The sequence below is a fragment of the Paraburkholderia sp. A1BS-2L genome (genome assembly GCF_051125205.1).
GTDB lineage: Bacteria > Pseudomonadota > Gammaproteobacteria > Burkholderiales > Burkholderiaceae > Paraburkholderia.
In genome coordinates this window covers 104609-125758 of sequence record NZ_CP120429.1, presented here as the reverse complement: position 1 = coordinate 125758, position 21150 = coordinate 104609, and the positions used below count along the sequence as shown (strand labels likewise).

The 21150-nt window shown below is 66.0% G+C and carries 19 protein-coding genes; 6 read left to right on the top strand and 13 right to left on the bottom strand.

What is annotated here, in order from left to right; genetic code table 11:
• The first annotated feature begins 46 nt into the window (after nt 1-46).
• A complete protein-coding gene (locus P5W98_RS15370) occupies nt 47-475 on the top strand; it encodes a DUF3293 domain-containing protein (RefSeq protein ID WP_421025444.1) in 429 nt (142 codons plus the stop codon).
• Between the two features lie 7 nt (nt 476-482).
• On the opposite strand, the gene otnI is transcribed toward P5W98_RS15370, so the two are convergent.
• Together otnI and P5W98_RS15360 are read right to left on the bottom strand one after the other, a co-directional pair.
• Nucleotides 483-1280 carry a 2-oxo-tetronate isomerase gene (gene otnI / locus P5W98_RS15365; protein ID WP_421025445.1) on the bottom strand — a complete coding sequence of 266 codons (798 nt, stop codon included), beginning with the start codon at nt 1278-1280 and terminating at the stop codon, nt 483-485.
• Nucleotides 1281-1363: 83 nt separating this feature from the next.
• Nucleotides 1364-2245, bottom strand: coding sequence for a LysR substrate-binding domain-containing protein (locus P5W98_RS15360; protein ID WP_421025446.1), 882 nt, complete (start codon nt 2243-2245; stop codon nt 1364-1366).
• Between the two features lie 187 nt (nt 2246-2432).
• On the opposite strand from P5W98_RS15360, the gene P5W98_RS15355 reads away from it, so the two are divergent.
• Both P5W98_RS15355 and P5W98_RS15350 read left to right on the top strand, forming a co-directional pair.
• Nucleotides 2433-3635, top strand: a complete 1203-nt coding sequence (locus P5W98_RS15355) for an amidohydrolase family protein (RefSeq protein WP_421025447.1) — start codon at nt 2433-2435, stop codon at nt 3633-3635.
• Nucleotides 3636-3653: 18 nt separating this feature from the next.
• The gene (locus P5W98_RS15350) at nt 3654-5114 is read left to right on the top strand and encodes an amidohydrolase family protein (protein WP_421025448.1); all 1461 of its coding nucleotides are present in this window, start codon (nt 3654-3656) and stop codon (nt 5112-5114) included.
• A 22-nt stretch (nt 5115-5136) separates the two neighbouring features.
• Here the strand turns inward: P5W98_RS15350 and P5W98_RS15345 are convergent, their stop codons facing one another.
• The 7 genes from P5W98_RS15345 to P5W98_RS15315 all read right to left on the bottom strand — a co-directional run bounded on the left by P5W98_RS15345 (nt 5137) and on the right by P5W98_RS15315 (nt 13145).
• Nucleotides 5137-5985: a bifunctional allantoicase/(S)-ureidoglycine aminohydrolase gene (locus P5W98_RS15345; protein ID WP_421025449.1), complete on the bottom strand. Its 849-nt coding sequence runs from the start codon at nt 5983-5985 to the stop codon at nt 5137-5139.
• Between the two features lie 85 nt (nt 5986-6070).
• Complete coding sequence (locus tag P5W98_RS15340) at nt 6071-7297, bottom strand: amidohydrolase family protein (RefSeq protein WP_421025450.1); 1227 nt, start codon at nt 7295-7297, stop codon at nt 6071-6073.
• A gap of 198 nt (nt 7298-7495) precedes the next feature.
• Nucleotides 7496-9046: a gamma-glutamyltransferase gene (gene ggt, locus P5W98_RS15335; RefSeq protein WP_421027002.1), complete on the bottom strand. Its 1551-nt coding sequence runs from the start codon at nt 9044-9046 to the stop codon at nt 7496-7498.
• Nucleotides 9047-9289: 243 nt separating this feature from the next.
• A complete protein-coding gene (locus P5W98_RS15330) occupies nt 9290-9826 on the bottom strand; it encodes a DUF1097 domain-containing protein (RefSeq protein ID WP_421025451.1) in 537 nt (178 codons plus the stop codon).
• Between the two features lie 46 nt (nt 9827-9872).
• Nucleotides 9873-11141, bottom strand: coding sequence for an amidohydrolase family protein (locus P5W98_RS15325; RefSeq protein ID WP_421025452.1), 1269 nt, complete (start codon nt 11139-11141; stop codon nt 9873-9875).
• A gap of 211 nt (nt 11142-11352) precedes the next feature.
• The gene (locus P5W98_RS15320) at nt 11353-12000 is read right to left on the bottom strand and encodes a response regulator (protein WP_421027003.1); all 648 of its coding nucleotides are present in this window, start codon (nt 11998-12000) and stop codon (nt 11353-11355) included.
• Nucleotides 11985-13145, bottom strand: a complete 1161-nt coding sequence (locus P5W98_RS15315; RefSeq protein ID WP_421025453.1) for a PAS domain-containing sensor histidine kinase — start codon at nt 13143-13145, stop codon at nt 11985-11987. Before P5W98_RS15315 ends, P5W98_RS15320 begins: the two co-directional genes overlap by 16 nt.
• A gap of 397 nt (nt 13146-13542) precedes the next feature.
• On the opposite strand from P5W98_RS15315, the gene P5W98_RS15310 reads away from it, so the two are divergent.
• A complete protein-coding gene (locus P5W98_RS15310) occupies nt 13543-13866 on the top strand; it encodes a helix-turn-helix domain-containing protein (protein ID WP_421027004.1) in 324 nt (107 codons plus the stop codon).
• Entirely contained in the window at nt 13866-15197 is a 1332-nt protein-coding gene (locus tag P5W98_RS15305) for a type II toxin-antitoxin system HipA family toxin (protein ID WP_421025454.1), read from the top strand. The genes P5W98_RS15310 and P5W98_RS15305 overlap by 1 nt, the downstream gene beginning before the upstream one ends.
• A 79-nt stretch (nt 15198-15276) precedes the next feature.
• On the opposite strand, the gene cyoD is transcribed toward P5W98_RS15305, so the two are convergent.
• The 4 genes from cyoD to cyoA form a co-directional block, all read right to left on the bottom strand.
• A complete protein-coding gene (cyoD, locus tag P5W98_RS15300) occupies nt 15277-15585 on the bottom strand; it encodes a cytochrome o ubiquinol oxidase subunit IV (RefSeq protein WP_434716981.1) in 309 nt (102 codons plus the stop codon).
• 74 nt (nt 15586-15659) lie between these two features.
• A complete protein-coding gene (gene cyoC / locus P5W98_RS15295) occupies nt 15660-16265 on the bottom strand; it encodes a cytochrome o ubiquinol oxidase subunit III (protein ID WP_421025456.1) in 606 nt (201 codons plus the stop codon).
• Nucleotides 16266-16268: 3 nt separating this feature from the next.
• Complete coding sequence (cyoB, locus tag P5W98_RS15290) at nt 16269-18281, bottom strand: cytochrome o ubiquinol oxidase subunit I (RefSeq protein ID WP_421025457.1); 2013 nt, start codon at nt 18279-18281, stop codon at nt 16269-16271.
• Between the two features lie 6 nt (nt 18282-18287).
• Nucleotides 18288-19217, bottom strand: a complete 930-nt coding sequence (cyoA, locus tag P5W98_RS15285) for a ubiquinol oxidase subunit II (RefSeq protein ID WP_421025458.1) — start codon at nt 19215-19217, stop codon at nt 18288-18290.
• Nucleotides 19218-19554: 337 nt separating this feature from the next.
• On the opposite strand from cyoA, the gene P5W98_RS15280 reads away from it, so the two are divergent.
• Nucleotides 19555-20997 (top strand): PLP-dependent aminotransferase family protein, encoded by a 1443-nt coding sequence (locus tag P5W98_RS15280; protein WP_421025459.1) that lies wholly within the window; start codon nt 19555-19557, stop codon nt 20995-20997.
• Nucleotides 20998-21150: the final 153 nt, after the last annotated feature.

Below are 21150 nucleotides of genomic sequence, written 5' to 3'. Positions count from 1 at the left end.
AGGCTGCGTACATTCGGTTCATCAACTGGCATGAAACGGAGGATTCGTGTTTCCAGACTCGAGCATCGCGCGCGAGACGATCGAGGCGTACCTCGAAACGCATTACGAGGTGCTGGGCGACGCGCCTGCAACGCTGCGTCCCGGCGAGTTCAACGCCGCGCTTGCCGCACTCCATGAAGCCCGCCACGTCGCCTGTAGCGCGTTCATTACCGCCTGGAATCCGCTGAGCGAAGGTCTCGACGCCGAAACCAACGCGGCCCGGCAAGCGGTGCTCGCAAGCGAGCTCGACGCATTCGGCTTCGCATATATCGAGGGCGTCGGGCAGCATCCATCGAACCACTGGCCCGGCGAGGCGAGCTTCCTGGTGCTGGGCATCACGCTCGATGCCGCAAAAGCGCTAGGCGAAAAACACCAGCAGAACGCAATCGTCTGGTGCGGCGCCGACGCGGTGCCGCAACTGATTCTCCTGCGCTAATGCCGATTCACTGCGCGGCTTGCAAATATGGGCGCAGCCAGCCCAGCCCAGCGGAGGTGGCCGCCTTCGGCCGGTACTCGCAGCCGATCCAGCCGTCGTAGCCGAGCGCGTCGATCACATCGAACAGGTAGGGATAGTTGAGCTCGCCCAGATCCGGCTCGTGCCGCTCCGGCACGCCGGCAATCTGGATATGGCCGATGCCGCCGATGTCGCGCCTGAGTTTCATCGCGACGTCGCCTTCGACGATCTGGCAGTGATAGCAGTCGAACTGCACGCGCAGGTTCGGCGCGCCCACTTCGCGGCAGATGGCCTGCCCTTCGTCCTGGCGGCTGAGGAAATAGCCGGGCATGTCGCGCTGATTGATCGGCTCGATCAGGATCTGGATCCCTTCGCCGCGCGCGGCCTCGGCGGCCCACGCGAGATTGCGCAGATAAGTTTCGCGGTGGCGCGCGCGATCGACGCTCGTGCCGTCCGCGCCAACGAGGCCGGCCATCACGTGCAGCTTGTCGTTGCCGATCTTGCGCGCGTAGTCGAGTGCGGTCTCGACCGAGCGGCGGAATTGGTCTTCCCGGCCCGGCAGCGAGGCCAGACCGCGTTCGCCCGCGGCCCAGTCGCCGGGCGGCGCGTTGAAGAGCGCCTGCACGAGGCCGTTGCCGTCGAGGCGCGAGCGGATTTCGGCCGCCGGGTGCTCGTAGGGAAAGAGATACTCCACCGCGCGAAAGCCGTCACGGGCGCAGGCGGCAAAGCGGTCGAGGAACGCGTGCTCGTTGTACATCATGGTGAGATTCGCTGCGAAACGCGGCATGGCATCAGCTCCGGCTGGAAAACAAGCAATGGAACAAGAATGGGGGCATGCGGGCCTTCAGTGCAGGGCTTCAGTGCAGGGCTTCAGCGCCGCGGCTTGCCGATCATGCGCGACATCGCCCGCGCCAGCTCCTTCACCACCGTGTCGGCGGTCGGCCGGTGCAGCAGCGCGAGGTCCATGGTTTCGATCGCGGGCAGCCCGCTCTTTTGCGTGAGCACGACGTGATCGGCCGTAACGGAGCGCAGCGGCAGCAGGCTGATGCCGAGCCCGTCGGCCACGGCCGCCTGGATGCCGCTCAGGCTCGAACTGATGAAGCTCATGCGCCAGCGCCGCCCGAGCCCTTCGATCGCGTTAGTCATGTCGTCGCGATACAGTCCGCGCGGCGGGAACGCCACCAGCGGAATCGGGTCGAGCTGAAACGACGGGTTCTTCGCGCTGTCGATCCAGCGCAGTTGCTCGGGCCAGCTGGCCACGGCCTCGCGGCTGTTGCGGCGGTGCTTCACGAGCGCGAGATCGAGGTCGCCGCGGTCGTAGTTGCGCTCGACGTCGCGGCTCAAGCCGCTCGTGACTTCGAGCTTCACCAGCGGGTGCTCGCGCGTGAATGCCGCGAGCATGTGCGTCGTGGGCCCGCCGACGAAATCCTCGGGCACGCCCAGGCGCACCGTCAAGCCCACGGTCGCCCCCGCCAACGATTCGAGCATTTCGTCGTTGAGCGCCAGCATGCGCCGCGCGTAGGCCAGCAGCGTCTCGCCGGCATCGGTCGGACGCACGTCGCGCGCGCCGCGCTCGAGCAGCTTGTGCCCCGCCATGTCCTCCAGACGCTTCACTTTCTGGCTCACCGTCGACTGCGTCGAATGCAGCCGCGCCGAGGCTGCCGTGAACGTGCCGCAATCGGCCACCATGACGATGGCCTTGAGCAGGTCCAGATCGAACAGCGGCCGATGTCCTCCTGAGTCGCTTTTCATCGGGCTATTTGGTTTTCGAATGGAATACCGCCTTCTATCACGTAGCGTGAAGGCTGGCAATCGGGCCCGCAGTCGGGACCTCGGTCAGCCCATCGGTCAGGCTGGCAATCGCCGGGTATTCGCTGGCAAACTGGCGAGATCGACGCCGTGCCCTGCGCGGCCCCATGGCCACTACTGTGGAATCGGCATGACTTCTTCTCTTCATCCTCTCTTCATCTCCAACGTCCGCCTTTCCGATGACCCGCGCGGCCAGCCGGTATCCGTCTCGGTCGCTGGCGGCCGCATCGAGGCGATGGGGCCGAACTTCGCGCCGCCGTCCGGCGCCCGCATCGAAGACGGCGGCGGCGCGCTGCTGCTGCCGGGCTTCGTCGAGGGGCACACGCATCTCGACAAGACCCTCTGGGGCCGCGACTGGTACGTCAACGAAGTCGGCCCGAATCTCACCGACCGCATCGCGAACGAACGCGCGTTCCGCAAGGACTCGGGGCACGATGCGGGCGTGCAGTCGCTCGCGCTGTCGCACGCGTTCCTCGCGGCCGGCACGACGCGCCTGCGCACCCACGTCGATATCGATACCGACGCGGGCCTGCGCTATCTCGAAGGCGTGCTCGGCACGCGCGACACGCTGGCCGGCGTGCTCGACATGCAGATCGTCGCGTTCCCGCAATCGGGCCTGCTGATCCGCCCCGGCACCGAGAAACTGCTCGACGATGCGCTCGCCGCCGGCGCGGACGTGCTGGGCGCGCTCGATCCCGCCTTGATCGACGGCGATCCCGCGCGCTCGCTCGACACCACCTTCGCGCTCGCCGAGCGTTACGGCAAGCCCATCGACATTCATCTGCACGAACCGGGCGAGATCGGCGCGTTCACGTTCAAGCTGCTGCTCGACCGCGTGGAGGCGCTGGGCATGCAAGGGCGCGTGGTGGTGAGCCACGCGTTCTGCCTGGGCGCATTGCCCGAGCCCACGGCGCTGCTCGAACGGATCGCGCGCCTGCGCGTGGCGCTGCTGACGAGCGCCCCGCCCTCGCGCCCGGTGCCGCCGCTCAAGCGCTGCCGCGAGCTGGGCATCACGATCTTTGGCGGCAACGACGGCATTCGCGATACGTGGACGCCGTACGGCGTGCCCGACATGCTCGAACGCGCGATGCTGATCGGCATGCGCTACGACCTGCGGCGCGACGACGATCTGGCGGTCGCGTTCGACTGCGTGAGCGCGGCGGGCGCGCAAGGCTGCGGTTTCGCAGATTACGGCCTGCACAAGGGCGCGCGCGCCGACCTCGTGCTGGTGGACGCCGAAACGCTCGCGCACGCGGTGGTCGCGCGGCCCGTGCGCAAGCTGGTGGTGGCGAACGGGCGCATCGTTGCGCGCGGCGGCGTGCTTGCCGCCTGAACGACTAAGAGGATGCACATGGACCATCGAGAACACGTGGACGTGCTGATCATGCACGGTTGCGTGATTACGGTCGACGTCGCGCGCCGCGTGATCGAGGACGGCGCGGTGGCGGTCAAGGGCGAGCGCATCGTCGCGGTAGGCACGAGCGCCGGGCTTGCCGAAAAATATTCTGCGGACCGCACGATAGACGCGCGCCGAAAAGCCGTGCTGCCCGGCTTCATCGACGCGCACGCGCATGCGGGCCATGCGATGCTGCGCAGCATCGGCGGCGCGGACGGCGATGCGTGGACCGACGCCTGTGAAACGATCTATACGCGGGCCTCGGACGAGACGTTCTGGGAGATGGAGTCGCATCTCGCGGCGCTCGAACGCCTGAAGGCCGGCGTGACGACGGGGGTATCGCTGCTCGGCGGCGGCGATTCGATCATGCGCGTGGACGATCCGGTCTACGCGCGGCGCCATTGCGACGCCGTGGTCAAGACCGGCACCCGCTCGATGGTCGCGGTCGGCGCTTCGCGGCCGCCCTCGCCGCGCGCCTACACCACGTATGCGTCTGATGGCACACATGGCAGCGTGACGCGAGATGTCGATTTCGATCAGATGTACGAAGTATGCGAGGCAATCGCCGACACTTGCCACGGCGACGCGAACGGCCGCATCCGGATCGCGCTCACGCTGCCCGTGTACGCACCGCAGCACTACCCGGCGCAGGCGCAATGGGAAGGCACGGCGCGCCGCGAGGCGGCCCGCTACATGGCGCTCGCGCAGTCGCGCGGGCTCTCGTTCACGCAGGACGGCCATCGCGCCGGCACGCTGGAATTTGCGCATCGCGAGCTGGGGCTCATGAATGCGAAGTCGTTCATGTCGCACGCGATCGACCTCACCGAGGCGGACATTGCCGTGTGTGTGGAAACGGGTGCCTCGATCGTGCACAACCCGAGCGCGATCATGTCGGTCATCGGCCGCTGCCCGGTGCCGGAGCTCATCGATGCGGGGGTCAACGTGGCAATCGGCTCGGACGCCGCCGCGCCCGACCGCGGCTACGACATGTTCCGCCACATGTGGCAGTGCATGCACTATCACCGCCGGCACTTCCGCGATCCGGACGTGCTGCCGCACGGCAAGGTGCTGGAGATGATCACGATCGACGCCGCGAAGGCGCTGTCGATGGACGGAGAAATCGGCTCACTCGAAGCGGGCAAGCTGGCCGACATCATCCTCGTCGACCTGTTCAAGCCGCATATGATGCCGATGAACATGCCCGTCTATCGCGTCACGTGCTTCGCGAATGCCGCGGACGTGTGCATGACGATGGTGGGCGGACGGATTTTGATGGAAGACTACCGCGTGCTGTCGGTCGACGAAGCGGAGATTCTGGAGGGGGTTCAGGCCGCTGCGGAGCGCATGCTCGAGCGCAGCGGCCTGCGTCGCCTGCTGGACATGCCGGCGACGCTATGGGGGACCAGCCACTATTGAGCGGCGGGCCTGAAGCCGGCTATTACGCCTTGCGCTTCGGCTGCTGGCCGAGCGTGAGCTTCACCGTGCGGTTCACATCCTTGTACAGCAGATAGCGGAAGCGCGACGGGCCGCCCGCGTAGCAGGCTTGCGGGCAGAACGCGCGCAGCCACATGAAGTCGCCAGCTTCGACTTCCACCCAGTCCTGGTTCAGTCGATAGACGGCCTTGCCTTCGAGCACGTAGAGGCCGTGCTCCATCACGTGCGTTTCAGCGAACGGAATCACGCCGCCCGGCTCGAACGTGACGATGTTCACGTGCATGTCGTGGCGCATGTCGCTCATGTCGACGAAGCGCGTGGTGACCCAGCGGCCTTCGGTGCCGGGCATCGGGATCGGCTCGATATCGCGCTCGTTCGTCACGAAGGCTTCGGGCATCGGCACGCCTTCGACTTCTTCGTAGTGCTTGCGCAGCCAGTGGAAGCTCGCCACGGCGCCGCTGCGGTTGTGCAGCGTCCAGTTCGTGCGCGGCGGGATGAAGGCGTAGCCGCCCGGCACGAGCTTGTGCTCGACGCCGTTGAGCTTGAGCTCGAGCTCGCCGTCGACCACGAAGATCACGCCTTCAGCGAGATCGTCGAGTTCGGGACGGTCGCTGCCGCCGCCGGGGCTCACTTCCACGATGTACTGCGAGAACGTTTCGGCAAAGCCGGTCAGCGGACGCGCGAGCACCCACAGGCGCGTGTTGTCCCAGAACGGCAGGTAGCTCGTGACGATGTCACGAATCACGCCCTTCGGGATGACCGCGTAGGCTTCGGTGAACATGGCGCGATCGGTCAGCAATTCGGTTTGAGCCGGATGGCCGCCCTTCGGCGAGTAGTAAGGACTGGATGACATTCTTGGTGCTCCGTGAGGATTTGATGTCACAACTTCAAAGACGAGGCCGCGCGCGGACAAAAGCGCGCGAAGGCGCTCGGGATAGTCAGCCGCGCTGGCCGGATGCAGCCGGCGTGGTTTCGAATTTCATGCGGGGTGTATCACCCCAAAATTGCCCGCTTCGGACGATGACGCGTTCGGCGGGTGCGGCGGCCACCGCGGCTGCCGCGTGCGGCGCCTTGACGATCACGAACGAGGCTTCGTTGCCGGTCTTCAGGCCGTAGTCGCGCTTGCCGATCACGGCCGCGCCGGCGTCGGTCGCCATCTCGAGTGCCACCCGCAGCTCTTCGTCAGTATAGAACCCGGATCGGTAGCCAACGAGCATGGCGCGCTGCAGCATGTCGCCGTTGCCGTACGGCCACCAGGCGTCCTGAATGTTGTCGTTGCCGCTGAACACGCGCACGCCGGCGGCGCGCAACGGGAGAATCGGCGGGAAGGCGCGGTCGCCGGGGGCGTTGGTCATGATCGACACGCCGGCTGCGGCCAGCGCGTCGGCGATGCGCGCGACGGCGTCCGCCTCCACGTCGCCCAGCGCATAGGCATGGCTGACCGACACCCTGCCCTCCAGGCCGGCCGCGCGGGTGCGCGCGGCGATCCGGTGAAGCTGCTCGATGCCTTGTTCGCCGGCTTCATGCAGATGAATATCGATCTTCACGCCGCGCTTTTGCGCGATGCCGAAGACGATGTCGAGCTGGCCGTTGGCGTCGCCGTCGAGCGTGGTCGGGTCGATGCCGCCCACCACGTCGACGCCTTCTTGCGCGGCGGCATCGAGCACCTCAGCCGTGCCCGGGCACGACACCACGCCCGCTTGCGGAAACGCGACGAGTTCGATGTCCATGATGCCGCGCCATTTTTCGCGCGCTTCCATCACGGCGTGAAGATGGGTCAGGCCGGTCGTGGCGTCCACGTCGACGTGGCTGCGCATGGCGATGGTGCCGAACGAGGCCGCCTGGCGGATGAGCGCGTCGGCGCGCTGGGCAATCGGCGCGGCGCTGGCGAGCGCGGATTTTTCGTCGGCGAGGCGCTCGCGCAGCGTCGCGGCGACGCGATGCGGATGCCAGCGGTCGCCGAGGAAGCTTTTATCGAGGTGGATATGGCCGTCGACGAAACCCGGCAGCACGAGGTGCCCCTGGAGGTCGACGATTTCGGCGGCCCCGGTTTCGGGCCGTTCGGCGCCGAGGCTGGAGATGCTGGCAAAGCGTCCATCGCGTACAGCGAGATTCAGTGGCTGGCCGTCAGCGCCTACGGCATTGACGAATACGCGATCGAACATGATGACGGTGTCTCGGCAATTCAGGACCCACTCAACGCGTTGCGGTCTGCGTTGCGCTCGCTGCGCGTCGGGGCCCTATGAGAGGATGAATGCCGTCACGATATCCGAAGCCCGTATTATCGACAAATTAAATGTTGAAATGGCCGCCATTCATTTTCTAGATAGCTCGCCACTTGCCTGATTGCTCGCGGTGCTTCACTACAGCCCGAGCGCGCGCCCGTCGCTGCGCGGATCGTGGGCGCCGGTCATGTGCCCGTCCGCGCCGATGCGGATCGCCCCGGGGTGCCCGGCCAGCTGGCTTTGCGCGGGAATGGGGCTCATTTCGTGGCCGCGCGCGGCCAGTTCACCGAACACTTGCGCGCCTGCGTCCTCTTCGAGCTTGAGGCTGTCGCGGCTGTCCGAGAAGGTCTTGCCGAGCAAAAAGCGCGGCCGGCCGAGCGCCGAAAGCGGGTCCATGTCGTAGTCGATCAGGCGCGTGAGCACGGCCGCGAGGGTCTGCGGCTGCCCGTCCGCGCCCTGGGTGCCGTACAGCAGGTGCGGGCGGCCCGCCTTCAGGTACATGCCGGGGTTCAGTGTATGGAACGGCCGCTTGCCGCCGCGCAGCACGTTGGGGCTCTTCGGGTCGAGGCTGAACGAGGCGCCGCGGTTGTGCCACAGGATGCCCGTGTCGCCGGCCACCACGCCGCTGCCCCAGTCGAAATATACGGTTTGCAGCATGCTCACGCTGTTGCCCTGCTCGTCGGCCGCGCCGATATACACCGTGTCGCCATGCTTGAACGTGTGCGGCCAGGGCATCGCGCGGTCCATGCGGATACGGCGCGCATGCGCGTCGAGCGTCTGCGCCGACAGCATCTGGTCGACCGGCACGTCGACGAAATCGGGATCGGCGACGTAGCGGTCGCGGTCGAGAAACGCCAGCTTCACCGCTTCTACGAGGACGTGATAGTAGTCGGCGCTGTTCTCGGGAATCGAGGCGAGATCGAAGCGATCGAGAATGCCCATGATTTCGAGCGTGGTCACGCCCTGAGTTGGCGGGCGCAGGCCCAGCAGCTCGCCGCCGCGATAGCCCACGCGCAGCGGCACTTCCTCGCGCGCCGTCGTGCGGGCCAGGTCGTCGAGCGTGAGCGGCGAGCCCGCCTGCTTCAGGCCGGCGGCCACCCGCTCGGCCAGATCGCCTTCATAGAATTCGCGGCCGCCGTGCGTGGCGATGCGCTCGAGGCTGCGCGCCAGTTCGCGCTGGACGAACGGCTCGCCGGCCCGAGGGATGCGTCCGTGCGGCATGAAGACCCGCGCGAAGCCCTCCCAGCTGGCCAGCTCGCCGGCGCGCAGCGTTTGCCAGAATTGCTGCGAGGGCGTCACGGGAAAGCCGTTGGCCGCGTACTCGATGGCGCGCGAAAACAGCGACGACCAGCCCTGCTTGCCGCCCCACGCGCCGCGGCTGAGCGAGTAAGCCTTGTCCCAGACGGCAACCGAGGCGCCAGTCGTCAGCGCTGCGCCGGGCCCGCGCACCGGAATCGCGCCTGTGTAGCCGGACGTTTTCGCGGCGGCCTGGCCAATGCCGGAGAGCGTATGCACGTGGCCGGCGCGGTCGCTGATCACCATGAAGGCGTCACCGCCGAGCCCGGTGAAGTGCGGGTAGGTCACGCTCAGCACCGCGCCGATCGCGATGGCCGCCTCGATCGCATTGCCGCCCGCACGCAGCACTTCGCGTCCGGCTTCGCTTGCCAGTTCGTGCGGGCTCGTCACCATGCCGCGCGACGAGCGCGCAAGCCGGGGCGTTTCGATTGATGTGCCGGGCGTGCGCGTGACGGGCGCTTCGAGGGCCGCGTCGTCGAGCAGCGCCTGCTGCGCCATCTCTTCTTCGATGTCCGTCCCGGTGTCGGTCTGGGCTTGCGCTACGAGCGTCATGGTGCTTCCCCTATGCATTTATCGCTTGTGCCGCGGACAGTCAGTGGGCTGCCGCGGCCCTTCGTGTGATTTTTCGAGCAGCCGTCAGACTTCCGGCTTCCAGCCCTTCCACCAGCGGTGCGTGGTGACTTCGGGCGCCGAATAGCGCTCCTTCACCCACGCATAGGCCGGTCCGAGCGCGTTCATCGCAATCGCCGCAAACAAGGCCATGAACGGGTTGTGCGCAACCGGACCAAAGCCGCCGAACAGCGTGCCGAAGTACGTCGCGAATCCGAAGAACATGCCCGGGATGAAATTGAACATGACGAACTGGCGGGCCAGCGACATCATCAGGCCGTTCAGCGTGAAGAGGATCGCCATTTGCGCGAGCAGCAGCGTGTTGCCGCTGAATTGCCGCGCCGCCTGCTCGAAGCAGAGAACGATCAGGAATGCGAAGAACGATCCGACCGGCAAGGTGGGCCAGATGCGCTTGAGGTTCCTGGCGCTCGGCCCGCCCATCGCGAAGGTCGCGGCCCAGCTGATGAAAATGGCCCACGGCGGCAAGTGCAGCGGCAACATGGCGATCGGTATCGTCGTGACTGCAAGGGCTGATGCGACGACTTCCGCGGGTAGCTTCTTCATGCTCGTCTCCTTGAGTTTTCGATTGAACGTTCAGGTTCTGTTCACGTCAGGCACAGCAACACGAATGCCGGTGGATTTCGCAGTGGTGCGTGGTGACCACCGTAATGCGGCCGCGCTTGATGACCCACAGCCGCGGCGGGATGTCGAGCAGCGCATCGGCCACCCGGAAAGTGTCGAGAATGACGAGATCGGCTTGCTTGCCCACCGCGATGCCGTAGCCGTGCTCGATCCCGATCGCGCGCGCGGCGTTGCGCGTGCCCATGTCCAGAATCGCCTGCTGATGCTCCGGCACGCCGAATTGGGCCACGTGCGCGAGCATGTTGCCGATCTGCAGCATGTCGGCCTTGCCGAACGGCGTGAACGCGTTGCGCACGTTGTTCGACGAATAGGCGACGTTGACGCCCGCGTTATACAAGGCCTTGACGGGCGTGAGGCCGCGCCGCTGGTTGTGCGTGTCCTTGCGGCCGCCCAGATAGAGGTCGGTGGCCGGCAGCGTCACGATGCTGATGCCCGCTTCGCGCATGCGCTCGATCACCGGCTTGAGCGCCTCGTCGTCGAGGGCGCCGAGGCTCGTGACGTGTCCGAGCGCCACCCGCCCCTGGTAGCCGGTCTCGATGGTCTTCTGCGCGATATATGAAATCGCGGCGAAGCGCGGGTCGGTGGTGTCGTCGGCGAAGTCGGCATGCATGTCGACCGGCAGGTCGAAGCGCTGCGCGAGCTCGAACACCATGTCGATATGGCGCTGCGTGTCGACCCAGTTGAGTTCGTTGTATGGGCAACCACCAACCACATCCGCACCCATCTGCAAGGCTTCGACCATCAGCTCGTGGGTGCCCTGGGACTTGAGAATGCCCTCCTGCGGAAACGCCACGATCTGCAGGTCGAGCAAATCTTCGTATTCGCCTTTCAGCTCGAGCAACGTCTCCACGCCGATCAAGCCTTGGATCAGGTCGACGTCGGGGTGCGCGCGCACGGCAACGGTGCCGTTCTTCACCGCCATGTCGAGCACCTGGCGCGAACGATCGAGCACGTCGTTGCGCTCCTGCTTGCTCTTGAGCACGCCCGTCACGCGAATCGCCTCGTCGAGCGTGCCGAAGCGGGCCGGCAGCCGGCGGTGCAAAAGGGCCTTGTCGAGATGCAGGTGCGCCTCGATCAACCCCGGAATGGCCGCGCGCCCGCCCGCGTCGATAATCTCGTCGGCCGTTGCGTCGATGCCTGCTTCGAGCGCCACGATGCGGCCGTCGCGAATGGCGATGTCGACGGGCGGTTCATCGTCGCGAACGCAGACGTTGTTGATCAGAAGGTCCACATGCATGATTGGGTCTCCTTACGTAATGGGTCGGCCGGGAGCGTGCGCGGTCACTGCCCGGCGCGGCGGGCAGGCGCTGCGGCCCTGCCTGGCGGCGGTCCGCAACGACTTGCGCGTTATAGACAGATTAGGCGTGCGGCTGTGCGCCTGGCATCGGGATCGGCTGGTTTTGGTCCAGGGATTTTCCGAGACGCACCGCACAAAGCGGCTGCCGGACTCAGGTATCCGTGCCCGCGAAGACGAGACCGTGCTGGATGGCGTAATGGACGAGCCCGGCGGTCGACGGGATCTCCATCTTGTCGAGGATGTTGGCCTTGTGCGTGCTGACGGTTTTGCTCGACAGCGAGAGGCTGTGCGCGATGTCGTTGATGCTGCTGCCCTCGACGAGCATCTGGAAGATCTGGAACTCGCGCGGCGTGAGAAACGTGTGAGGAAACGCGCTGGCGGGCTGCTGCAACTGCTTGACCAGCTTCTCGGCCACCAGCGCCGAGACGATCGTGCCGCCCCGGGCGACCTTGCGTATCGCGCCGATCAACTGGTCGGACTCGGCGTTCTTGGTCAGATACCCAGCCGCGCCCGCGCGGATCGCCTGAACCGCGTATTGCGACTCGCGGTACATGCTCAGGACCAGTACCGGCAGCGCCGGGTGGCTGGCCTTGATCTGCTGGATCAACGCGATGCCGCTCTTGCCCGGCATCGACATGTCGAGCAGCAGCACGTCGACGGCCGTGCTGCGCAGTTGCTCGACGACGTCGGTGCCGTCGACGGCTTCCGCCGCCACCTCCATGTCGGGCACCGTGGAGAGGATGCGTTTCAGACCGTCGCGAATGATCGCGTGGTCGTCGGCGATCATGATGCGCATGATGGGCTCGCGTCGTTGGCAACTGCGTTTGCGGCGGGGTTGGCAAGCGGGTTGGCTAGAGGGTTGGCAAGCGGGCCCGAAGCCGGCTCCGCGGGTGAAGCGTGCAGCGGAATGCGGGCGCTCACGCGCGTGCCGTGGCCGGGGCGGCTCGTGACGTCCAGTTGCCCGCCCAGCATCAGCGCGCGCTCGCGCATGCCGAGCAGGCCGAGCCTCGGTCCGTTGGCGGCGTGCGAGGTGTCCATGCCGCGGCCGTTGTCGGCAATCGCCAGGTGGCAGTGATCGTCGTGCGCGTCGAGTTCGACCACCACGCGCGAGGCCCGCCCGTGTCGGCTCGCATTGGTGAGCGACTCCTGGACGATGCGGAAGATGGCCGTGCTGCGCTCCGCATCGAGCTCGCCCAGCAGCGTCTCGGGCATGCTCAGCCGCAGGTCGCACGGCAGCCCGGTGCGCTGCGTGAACGATTCGGTCAGCCATTCGAGCGCCGCGTGGAGCCCCAGCTCGTCCAGCACCGGCGGGCGCAGATCGGACGCGATGCGATGCACGGCGTCCATGGTGGTGTCCACCAGATTCTTTAGCATGCCGATGTGGTCGATCTGCCCGAAGGTCAGCGCGCGCGCCTGGGTCTCCAGATAGTTCAGGCCGAGCCGCAGCCCGCTCAGCAACTGGCCGAGCTCGTCGTGCAGCTCGCGCGAAATGCGCGAACGCTCGGTTTCGCGCACCGACTGCAGCCACGCGGAAAGCTCGCGCAACTGCGAGCGCGAATCGCGCAGCTCCGTTTCCGTGCGCTTGAAGTCGGTGATGTCGCGCGAGATGCCGACCGTGCCGACGATGCGCCCGTCCGCGCCGCGCACCGGCATCTTGACGGTGTCGAACCAGAGCAGCTTGCCGTTGGGGCCGGGGCGCCGCTCCTCGTAGCGGCGGCGCTTGCCGTTTTCGAGCACCGCGCGGTCGGTGTCCAGATATACCTCGCCCAGTTCCGGCGACCAGACCTGGTCGGGCGTGCGGCCGATGATGTCCTGCTCGGGGCGTCCGCACGCTTCCATGAACGCTTCATTGACGAGGACGTAGCGTGACTCGGTGTCCTTCAGCCATGCCTGGTCCGGGATGTTGTTCAGAATGGCCCGGTGTAATTCGCCATGGTTCTCCACGACTGCTCCTCGCAAGGGACACGATGGAGGCCCGCAGGCACGTGCAGCTCGCGCGATGGGCCCCCGAATGCATGCAATATATCAATCCAGTCAAGATCACGCGCCTCTAGTTTTCCCGCATATTCCTGGATTGCGGGAATTCATGATTTATTTGTCTGACTCATCCTCCGCGCCTCGCCGGCAGCGGCGTGTTCCCGCAGCGTGTTCCCGCAGCGCGCCGCTTCAGTCTCAAGGCTGTAAATTTCATATACAACCTGAAGCCTGTATTTTTCATTTACAGTCTTAAGGTTGTATTTAACATTTACAGCCTATAGACTGTGAACTGTCCTTTGCCACGTCACTGCAGCAGGAGCCTCGCGTGGACTATTCGCTCAAGACCGTCAGCCAGTTGCGTCCCATGCTGCTGGGCTTTCGCAAGCAAGCCGGCCTCACCCAGGAACAGGTCGCGCAGCGCCTCGGCATCTCTCAGCAAAGCTATGCCGCCTTCGAAGCGCACCCCGAGTCCGCAAGCGTCGACCGGCTGTTTCGCGTCCTGCGGTTGTTCTCGGTCGAAATGCGCCTGTCCTCAGAGGCTTTGGCGGCGCCCGCCGGCCCAGCCGGGCAAAAGCGCGCTGCAAAAAGCCCCGCCCAAACTGCCGCAACGCGCGCGTCCGCTCCCGCCGCGGCCAAGCCCGCGGCGCCAAAGCCCCGCGCGAAGCCGCGCAAACGGGAGGACTGGTAATGGCGCGCCCCCGTCAGACGAACCGGCTCGACCTGTGGATGAACGGCCTGCCCGTCGGGTACTGGGAGGTCGTGCGCGGCGTGGAGCGCCTCGCGTATTTCGAGACCTGGCGCGATGACGAGCAAGGCCGGCCGCTCTCGCTTTCACTACCCTTCACGCCGGGCAACCAGCCGTTGCGCGGCGCCGCCGTGGCCGACTACTTCGACAACCTGCTGCCCGATAGCGAGCGGATCCGGCGCCGCATCGCGGCGCGCTACCGCACGGCCAGCACCACGCCGTTCGAGTTGCTGGCCGTGCTCGGGCGCGACTGCGTGGGCGCGCTGCAACTGCTGCCTGCGGGCGAGGAGCCGGCGGGCCTCGAAACCATCGAAGGCAAACCGCTGTCGACGGCCGACATCGCCCGGCTGCTGCGCGACACCACCGCCGCGCCGCCGTTCGGCGAGCACGAGAGCGTGGACGATCTGCGCCTCTCGATTGCCGGCGCGCAGGAGAAAACCGCCCTGCTGCGGCACCAGAACCGCTGGCTGCTGCCCATGGGCAGCACGCCCACCACGCACATCCTGAAGCTGCCGCTCGGTCTCGTCGGCAACATGCGCGCCGACATGCGCACGTCGGTCGAGAACGAATGGCTATGCGCGAAGATCGTCGCGGCTTATGGGCTGCCGATCGCGCCCTGCGAGATCGCCCGTTTCGAGGACACGAAGGCGCTCGTGGTCGAGCGCTTCGACCGCCGCATGGCGCGCAATGGCCGCTGGATCGTGCGCCTGCCGCAGGAGGACCTGTGCCAGGCCACGGGCACGCCGGGCCTGCACAAATACGAGGCGGACGGCGGGCCCGGCATCGAGAGCGTCATGACGGTGCTCGGCGGCTCCGTGCGCCGCGAGGACGACCGCCGCCATTTCTTCATGGCGCAACTGGTGTTCTGGCTGCTCGCGGCCACTGACGGCCACGCCAAGAATTTCAGCATCGCGCATCTGCCGGGCAGCCGCTACGCCGCCACGCCGCTCTACGACGTGCTCTCGGCGCATCCGATCATCGGGCGCGGGCGCAATCAGCTGCCGGCGCAGCGCGCGAGCCTCGCCATGGCCGTGCGCGGGCGCAACGCGCACTACCGTATCGCGCAGATCCTGCCGCGCCACTGGATCGCCCAGGGGCAGCGCGTAGGGTTCACCGTCGCGCAGGTCGAGGCGATGATCGAGACGGTGGCCGGGGCAACCGAACGCGTGATCGGCGAAGTCGCTGCCCAGCTTCCCGGCGACTTTCCACTCGATGTGGCCGAGTCGGTATTCGCGGGCATGCGCAGGCTGGCAAGGGTTCTGGCGGCCGCTTGAGCCGATGTGAGCCGATGTTGAGCCGAGGCCGGCAACGCGCGCGAAGCGCGTTGCCGGACGGACAAGAGTGAACGTCCGATTAGTCGTGCGCCATGGCGCGTTCTACGGTCGTCTGCGTGGGCATCATGTTGACGTTCGCGTTGTGCATGACCCACAGCGAAAGTCCGACGATCACCGCAATCAGGAAAGCCGAGCACACGAAGATGCCGGTGTTCGCGCGCTGGCTGCGCGAGGCGCCGATATGCAGGAAATACACGAGCTGCACGACGAGCTGAGCAACGCACAGCACGACGATGGCCGCGAGCCCTGCCCTGGGCGGCACCACATGCAGCATCACCACCCCGAACGAGGCGAGCGTGAGCACGAGCGAAAGTATCGTGCCGATCATATAGCTCTTGAGGCTGCCGTGCGAATTGTCGTGACTGCCGTCGTGGCTGCCCGAATGCGTAACGTGGGGTGAACTCACAGCATGCCTCGCAGATAAACAAAGGTGAAAACGCAGATCCATACGAGATCCAGGAAGTGCCAGAACATGCTCAGGCACGCGAGGCGTCGGCGGATCGCGCCGGTGAGGCCGAACTTCCAGGTCTGATGCATCATGATCGCGATCCACAGCAGACCGGCCGAAACATGCAGGCCGTGCGTACCGACCAATGTGAAGTACGCCGAAAGATACGCGCTCGTATGCGGGCCCGCGCCATCGGCGACGAGCTTCGCGAATTCGTTCACCTCCATGCCGATGAAGCCCACGCCGAACGCGAATGTGATTGCCAACCATACGATCACTTGCGCGCGTCGCTGCGCGTGCAGGCCCAGCATCGCCATGCCGAACGTGACGCTGCTCGCGAGCAGTAGCAGCGTTTCGCACAGCACGTAAGGCAGTTCGAAGAGCTGCCTGGCGCCAGGGCCGCCCGCAGTGGCATTCGCGAGCACGCCGAAGGTGGCGAAGAGCGTCGCGAAGATGAGGCAGTCGCTCATCAGGTAGATCCAGAACCCCAGCGTGGTCCTGGTGCCGTCATCATGGCCGTGAGCGTGGCCATGAGCGTGAGATAGTGCAGCGTGAGCCATGGTTTAAGCCATCTCCTCGATTTGCTCGGGTTGTTCAATGCGTGGCTTGATGCCGAGCTGCCTGAAGCGCGCGTCCTCGATGCGCGCCACCTCCGCGGCCGGCACCCAGTAATCGACGTCCTGGTCGTAGCTGCGCACGATGAACGTGGCGATCATGCCGGCGAGCCCCAACGCCGCGAACAGCCACATGTGCCACACGAGCGCAAAGCCCAACAGCAGGCTGAACGCGGCGATAACGAAGCCCGCCCCCGTGTTGCGCGGCATGTGGATGTCTTCGTAGGCGCGCGGCTGCACGTACGCGCGGCCGGCTTCCTTGTTGTCCCAGTGTTGCTCCATCGAGGTGATTGCCGGCAGCACGGCGAAGTTGTAGAACGGCGCGGGCGAGGCCGTCGACCATTCGAGGCTGCGGCCGTCCCACGGATCGCCGGTGAGGTCGCGGTTCGCATCGCGCTCGCGAATGCTCACGTAGATCTGCATGATGAAGGCGAGGATGCCGAGTCCCACGAACACCGCGCCCACGAGCGCCACCACCAGCCACGGATGCCATCCGGGCACCGCGTAGTGATTCATGCGGCGCGTCATGCCCTCGAAGCCGAGGATGTAGAGCGGCGTGAACGCGAGCCAATAGCCGATCAGCCAGCACCAGAACGACACCTTGCCCCAGAACTCGTTGAGCGTGAAGCCGAACACTTTCGGGAACCAGAAGCTGATGCCCGCAAGACAGCCGAATACCACCCCGCCGATGATCACGTTATGGAAGTGCGCGACGAGGAACAGCGAGTTGTGCAGCACGAAGTCCGCGCCCGGCACGGCGAGCAGCACTCCGGTCATGCCGCCCACGGCGAAGGTCACCATGAAGCCGATGGTCCAGAGCGTCGCGCTGTGATAGCGAATGCGGCCGCGATACATCGTGAAGAGCCAGTTGAACAGCTTCACGCCGGTCGGGATCGAGATGATCGTGGTCATGATGCCGAAGAACGCATTGACGTTCGCGCCCGAGCCCATCGTGAAGAAGTGATGCAGCCACACGAAGAACGAGAGAATGCCGATCGAGGCCGTCGCGTACACCATCGACTTGTAGCCGAACAGCGGCTTGCCCGAGAACGTCGCAATGATCTCCGAGAACGCGCCGAACGCGGGCAGGATCAGGATGTATACCTCGGGGTGTCCCCACACCCAGATCAGGTTGATGTACATCATCGCGTTGCCGCCGAGTTCGTTCGTGAAGAAATGCATGTCGAGATAGCGGTCCATCGTGAGCAGCGCGAGCGTGCCGGTAAGCACCGGGAACACCGCGACGATCAGGATGTTGGTGATGAGCGCCGTCCACACGAACACGGGCATCTTCATGAGGTCCATGCCGGGTGCGCGCATGCGCAGAATGGTCACGATGAAGTTGATGCCCGAGAGCGTGGTGCCAAGGCCCGATATCTGCAATGACCATATGTAGTAGTCCATACCTGCAGTCGGGCTGTAGCCCAGCTCCGAAAGTGGCGGATACGCGACCCAACCCGTCGCGGCGAAGTCGCCGACGAACATCGACACCATCACCAGCACCGCGCCCACCACCGAGAGCCAGTACGAGAGCGAGTTCACGAACGGATACGCGACGTCGCGCGCGCCGATCTGCAGCGGCACGACCACGTTCATCAGACCGAGAATGAGCGGCGTGGCCACGAAAAAGATCATGATGACGCCGTGCGCCGTGAAGATCTGGTCGTAGTGATGCGGCGGCAGATAGCCCGCTGCGTCGTTGAAGGCGATGGCCTGCTGCACGCGCATCATGATCGCGTCGGCGAAGCCGCGCAGCAGCATGACGATCGCCAGCACGATGTACATGATGCCGATGCGCTTGTGATCCACCGAGGTGAGCCATTCGCGCCACAGATAGCCCCACTTCCCCGCGAGCGTGATCGCGGCGAGCAGGACAAGACCGCCGAGCGCCACGACGGCGCCCGTGCCCATGATGATCGGCTCGTGCCAGGGAACGGCATCGAGCGTGAGTTTTCCGAACATATGTGTTTACTCCGCTGCCAGGAGGGCCGAGGTGGTCGAACGGGCCGCGCTGGCCGAACCGGCCGACGTGGTGGGCACGAGGCCACGGGGATCGCGGGTGAGCGCCGGGTTGTTCACGCCGTTCATGCCGTTCACGCCCGTGCCCGAGCCGCAGATCGGATTGCCGTGAACGCCGCGCATATACTGGCCGACTACGCCGTCGAAGAGTCCCGGCGCGATGTTCGAATAGAAAGCGACAAGCGCCTTCTCGCCCGGTTGCGCGAGCTGGATGTAGGCACTGCGGCTCAGCACCGCGGGCGAGGCTTTCGCGCGCGCGATCCATGCGTCGAAGCCGGCGCGGTTCGTGGCGAGCGTGTCGAAATGCATGTCCGAGAAGCCTGCCCCGCTGAACGCCGCCGAGCGGCCCGCGTAGGTGCCCGGATGGTTCGCGATCAGATGCAGTTGCGTCTGCATGCCCGACATCGCATAGACCTGGCTGCCGAGCTGCGGAATGAAGAACGAGTTCATCAGCGAGTCGGCGGTCAGGCGGAATGACACGGGCGTGTCGACCGGAATCGCCAGCTGGTTCACCGAGGCGACGCCGTAATCCGGATAGAGGAAGAGCCACTTCCAGTTCAGCGCGACCACGTCCACGCGGATGGGTTTTTGCTGTGATTCGATCGGCTTGTACGGATCAAGCGAATGCGTCGTGCGCCAGATCAGCACGCCAAGCGCGAGCACGATCATGCAGGGAATCGACCAGACCACCACTTCGATCGCAGTGGAATGCGCCCATTTGGGCGCATAGGCCGCGCGCGTATTCGAAGCGCGATAGCGCCACGCGAACCAGAGCGTGAGCGCGACCACCGGAATCACAACGAGCAGCATCAGGCCGAGCGCGATCAGGATGAGGTTTTTCTCCTGCACGCCGATGTCGCCTTTCGGGTCGAGCAGCACGGAGCTGCAGCCGCCGAGCAGCGAGAGCGCGGCTGCGCCGCACAGTGTCGCGGCGGTGCGGACGGAACGTATGGAATGGTGCGGGGATGAGCTTAAGGAGTCAGATTGAGGAAGTGGCGGGCCAGCTTCGACGGCTGACCCTCTTCGTGTGTGCGAGGTACGCATGTCGGGTTCCATGGTTGACTAGTCGCGCAAACCCATCCAGACGTGCTCACATCGTTTCGCCGCGGCGGCCCAACAGCACCGCCCGGATAACCATACATAGCCTTAATGTATGGATTTACGCGCTTCGTGTCCGCATGCTAGAGTAAGACATCATGCATACATCAGCGACAAAATGACGCAAAATGGCCGGATCGATCCGGACATCACCGCCGCTTCCTGGGCCAGGACGTGGGCCTCGGCTCTACAGGTCGGCAACGGTCCGCGCTATCTGCGGCTCGCCGACTTCATCGAGCGCGCCGTGGCCGAGGGCACGCTGGCGCCGGGCGAGCGCGTGCCCGCGCAGCGCGCGCTCGCGGCGCTGCTCAGCGTCGATCTCACCACGGTGACGCGCGGCTTCAACGAGGCGCGGCGGCGCGCGCTGATCGTGGCGCGCGGACCGCTCGGCACCTTCATCGCGCCACCGCGGGCGGCGCTCGGGCAGCGCGTGAATCTGAGCATGAACATCCCGCCTCCCCCGGCCGGCATCGATGCCAATGCGTTGCTGCGCGAAGGCCTCTCGCGCCTGCTGCTGCGCAGCGATGCCGACTTGCTGATGACTTATCACCTCGGCGGCGGCGGCGCGGCCGATTGCGCGACGGGCGCGAAGTGGCTTGAGCCAATGCTCGGCAAGATCGACCCCGCGCAGCTGGTGGTGTGTCCCGGCGCGCAAGCGGCGCTGGCCGCGCTGATCCTCGCGTTCACCGGGCCGGGCGAGGTGGTGCTGAGCGAGCCGCTCGTCTATCCGGGGCTGCCGCACGCGCTCGCGCAACTGGGGCGCCGACTCGAAACCGTTGCGACCGACGCCGAAGGCATGCTTCCCGACGCGCTCGAAGCCGCTTGTCGTCAGGCCGGCCAAAACGGGCCGCACGTCGCGCGCCTCGTGTATCTGAACCCCACGCTGCAAAATCCCACCGCCACGACCATGCCGGAGACGCGCCGCCGCGCGATTCTGCGCGTGGCGGCGCGCTGCGGCCTGCACATTGTCGAAGACGATCCCTACTGGCGCTTCGCGCCCGATGCGCCTGCGCCGCTCGCGCGTCTCGCACCGACGCAGGTCTCTTACCTCTCCACGCTCTCAAAAACGCTCTCGCCCGGCCTGCGCACAGCGTTTCTCGCGATGCCCGACACCGCGTCGCACGCGCGCGTGCTGGCCGCGCTGCGCACGTTCTCGCTCATGGCCGCGCCGCTCACGAATGCGCTGGCCCTGCAATGGATCGAAGACGGCACGGCCACGCATATCTTCGAAGGCGTGCGCGCCGAGGCACAGGCACGCCAGCGCATGGCGGCGCAGGCGCTCGGCCCGGCAGCGGGCGAGAACGCGGGCATTCATCTCTGGTACGAGTTGCCGAGCTACTGGCCGGCGCGCGAACTCGCGGCGGCCGCGAGCGCCGAAGGCCTCGCCGTGGCGCCGTCCACGGCATTCGAGCAAGGCATGGACACAACCCGTAGCCCGACAAACGCGATTCGCATCTCGCTGGGCGCAACCGCCGAGCGCACGCGTCTGCAGGCGGGGCTACGGCGGCTTTCCGCATTGCTCGCGAGCGACCGGTCGGCGCCCTCGCAAGTGCTCGTCTGACTCAGCCCTTGCCGCGCCAGATGGCTGCCGGCGTGTCCCTGGGCGGCGGACTGCGCGCGCCATTCAACGCCGCATCCGGCTTCAACCTCGACACCGGCTGACGATACGCCGACATTCGTACAAGCGCCCAAAAGACCCCGCCGCACACATCGG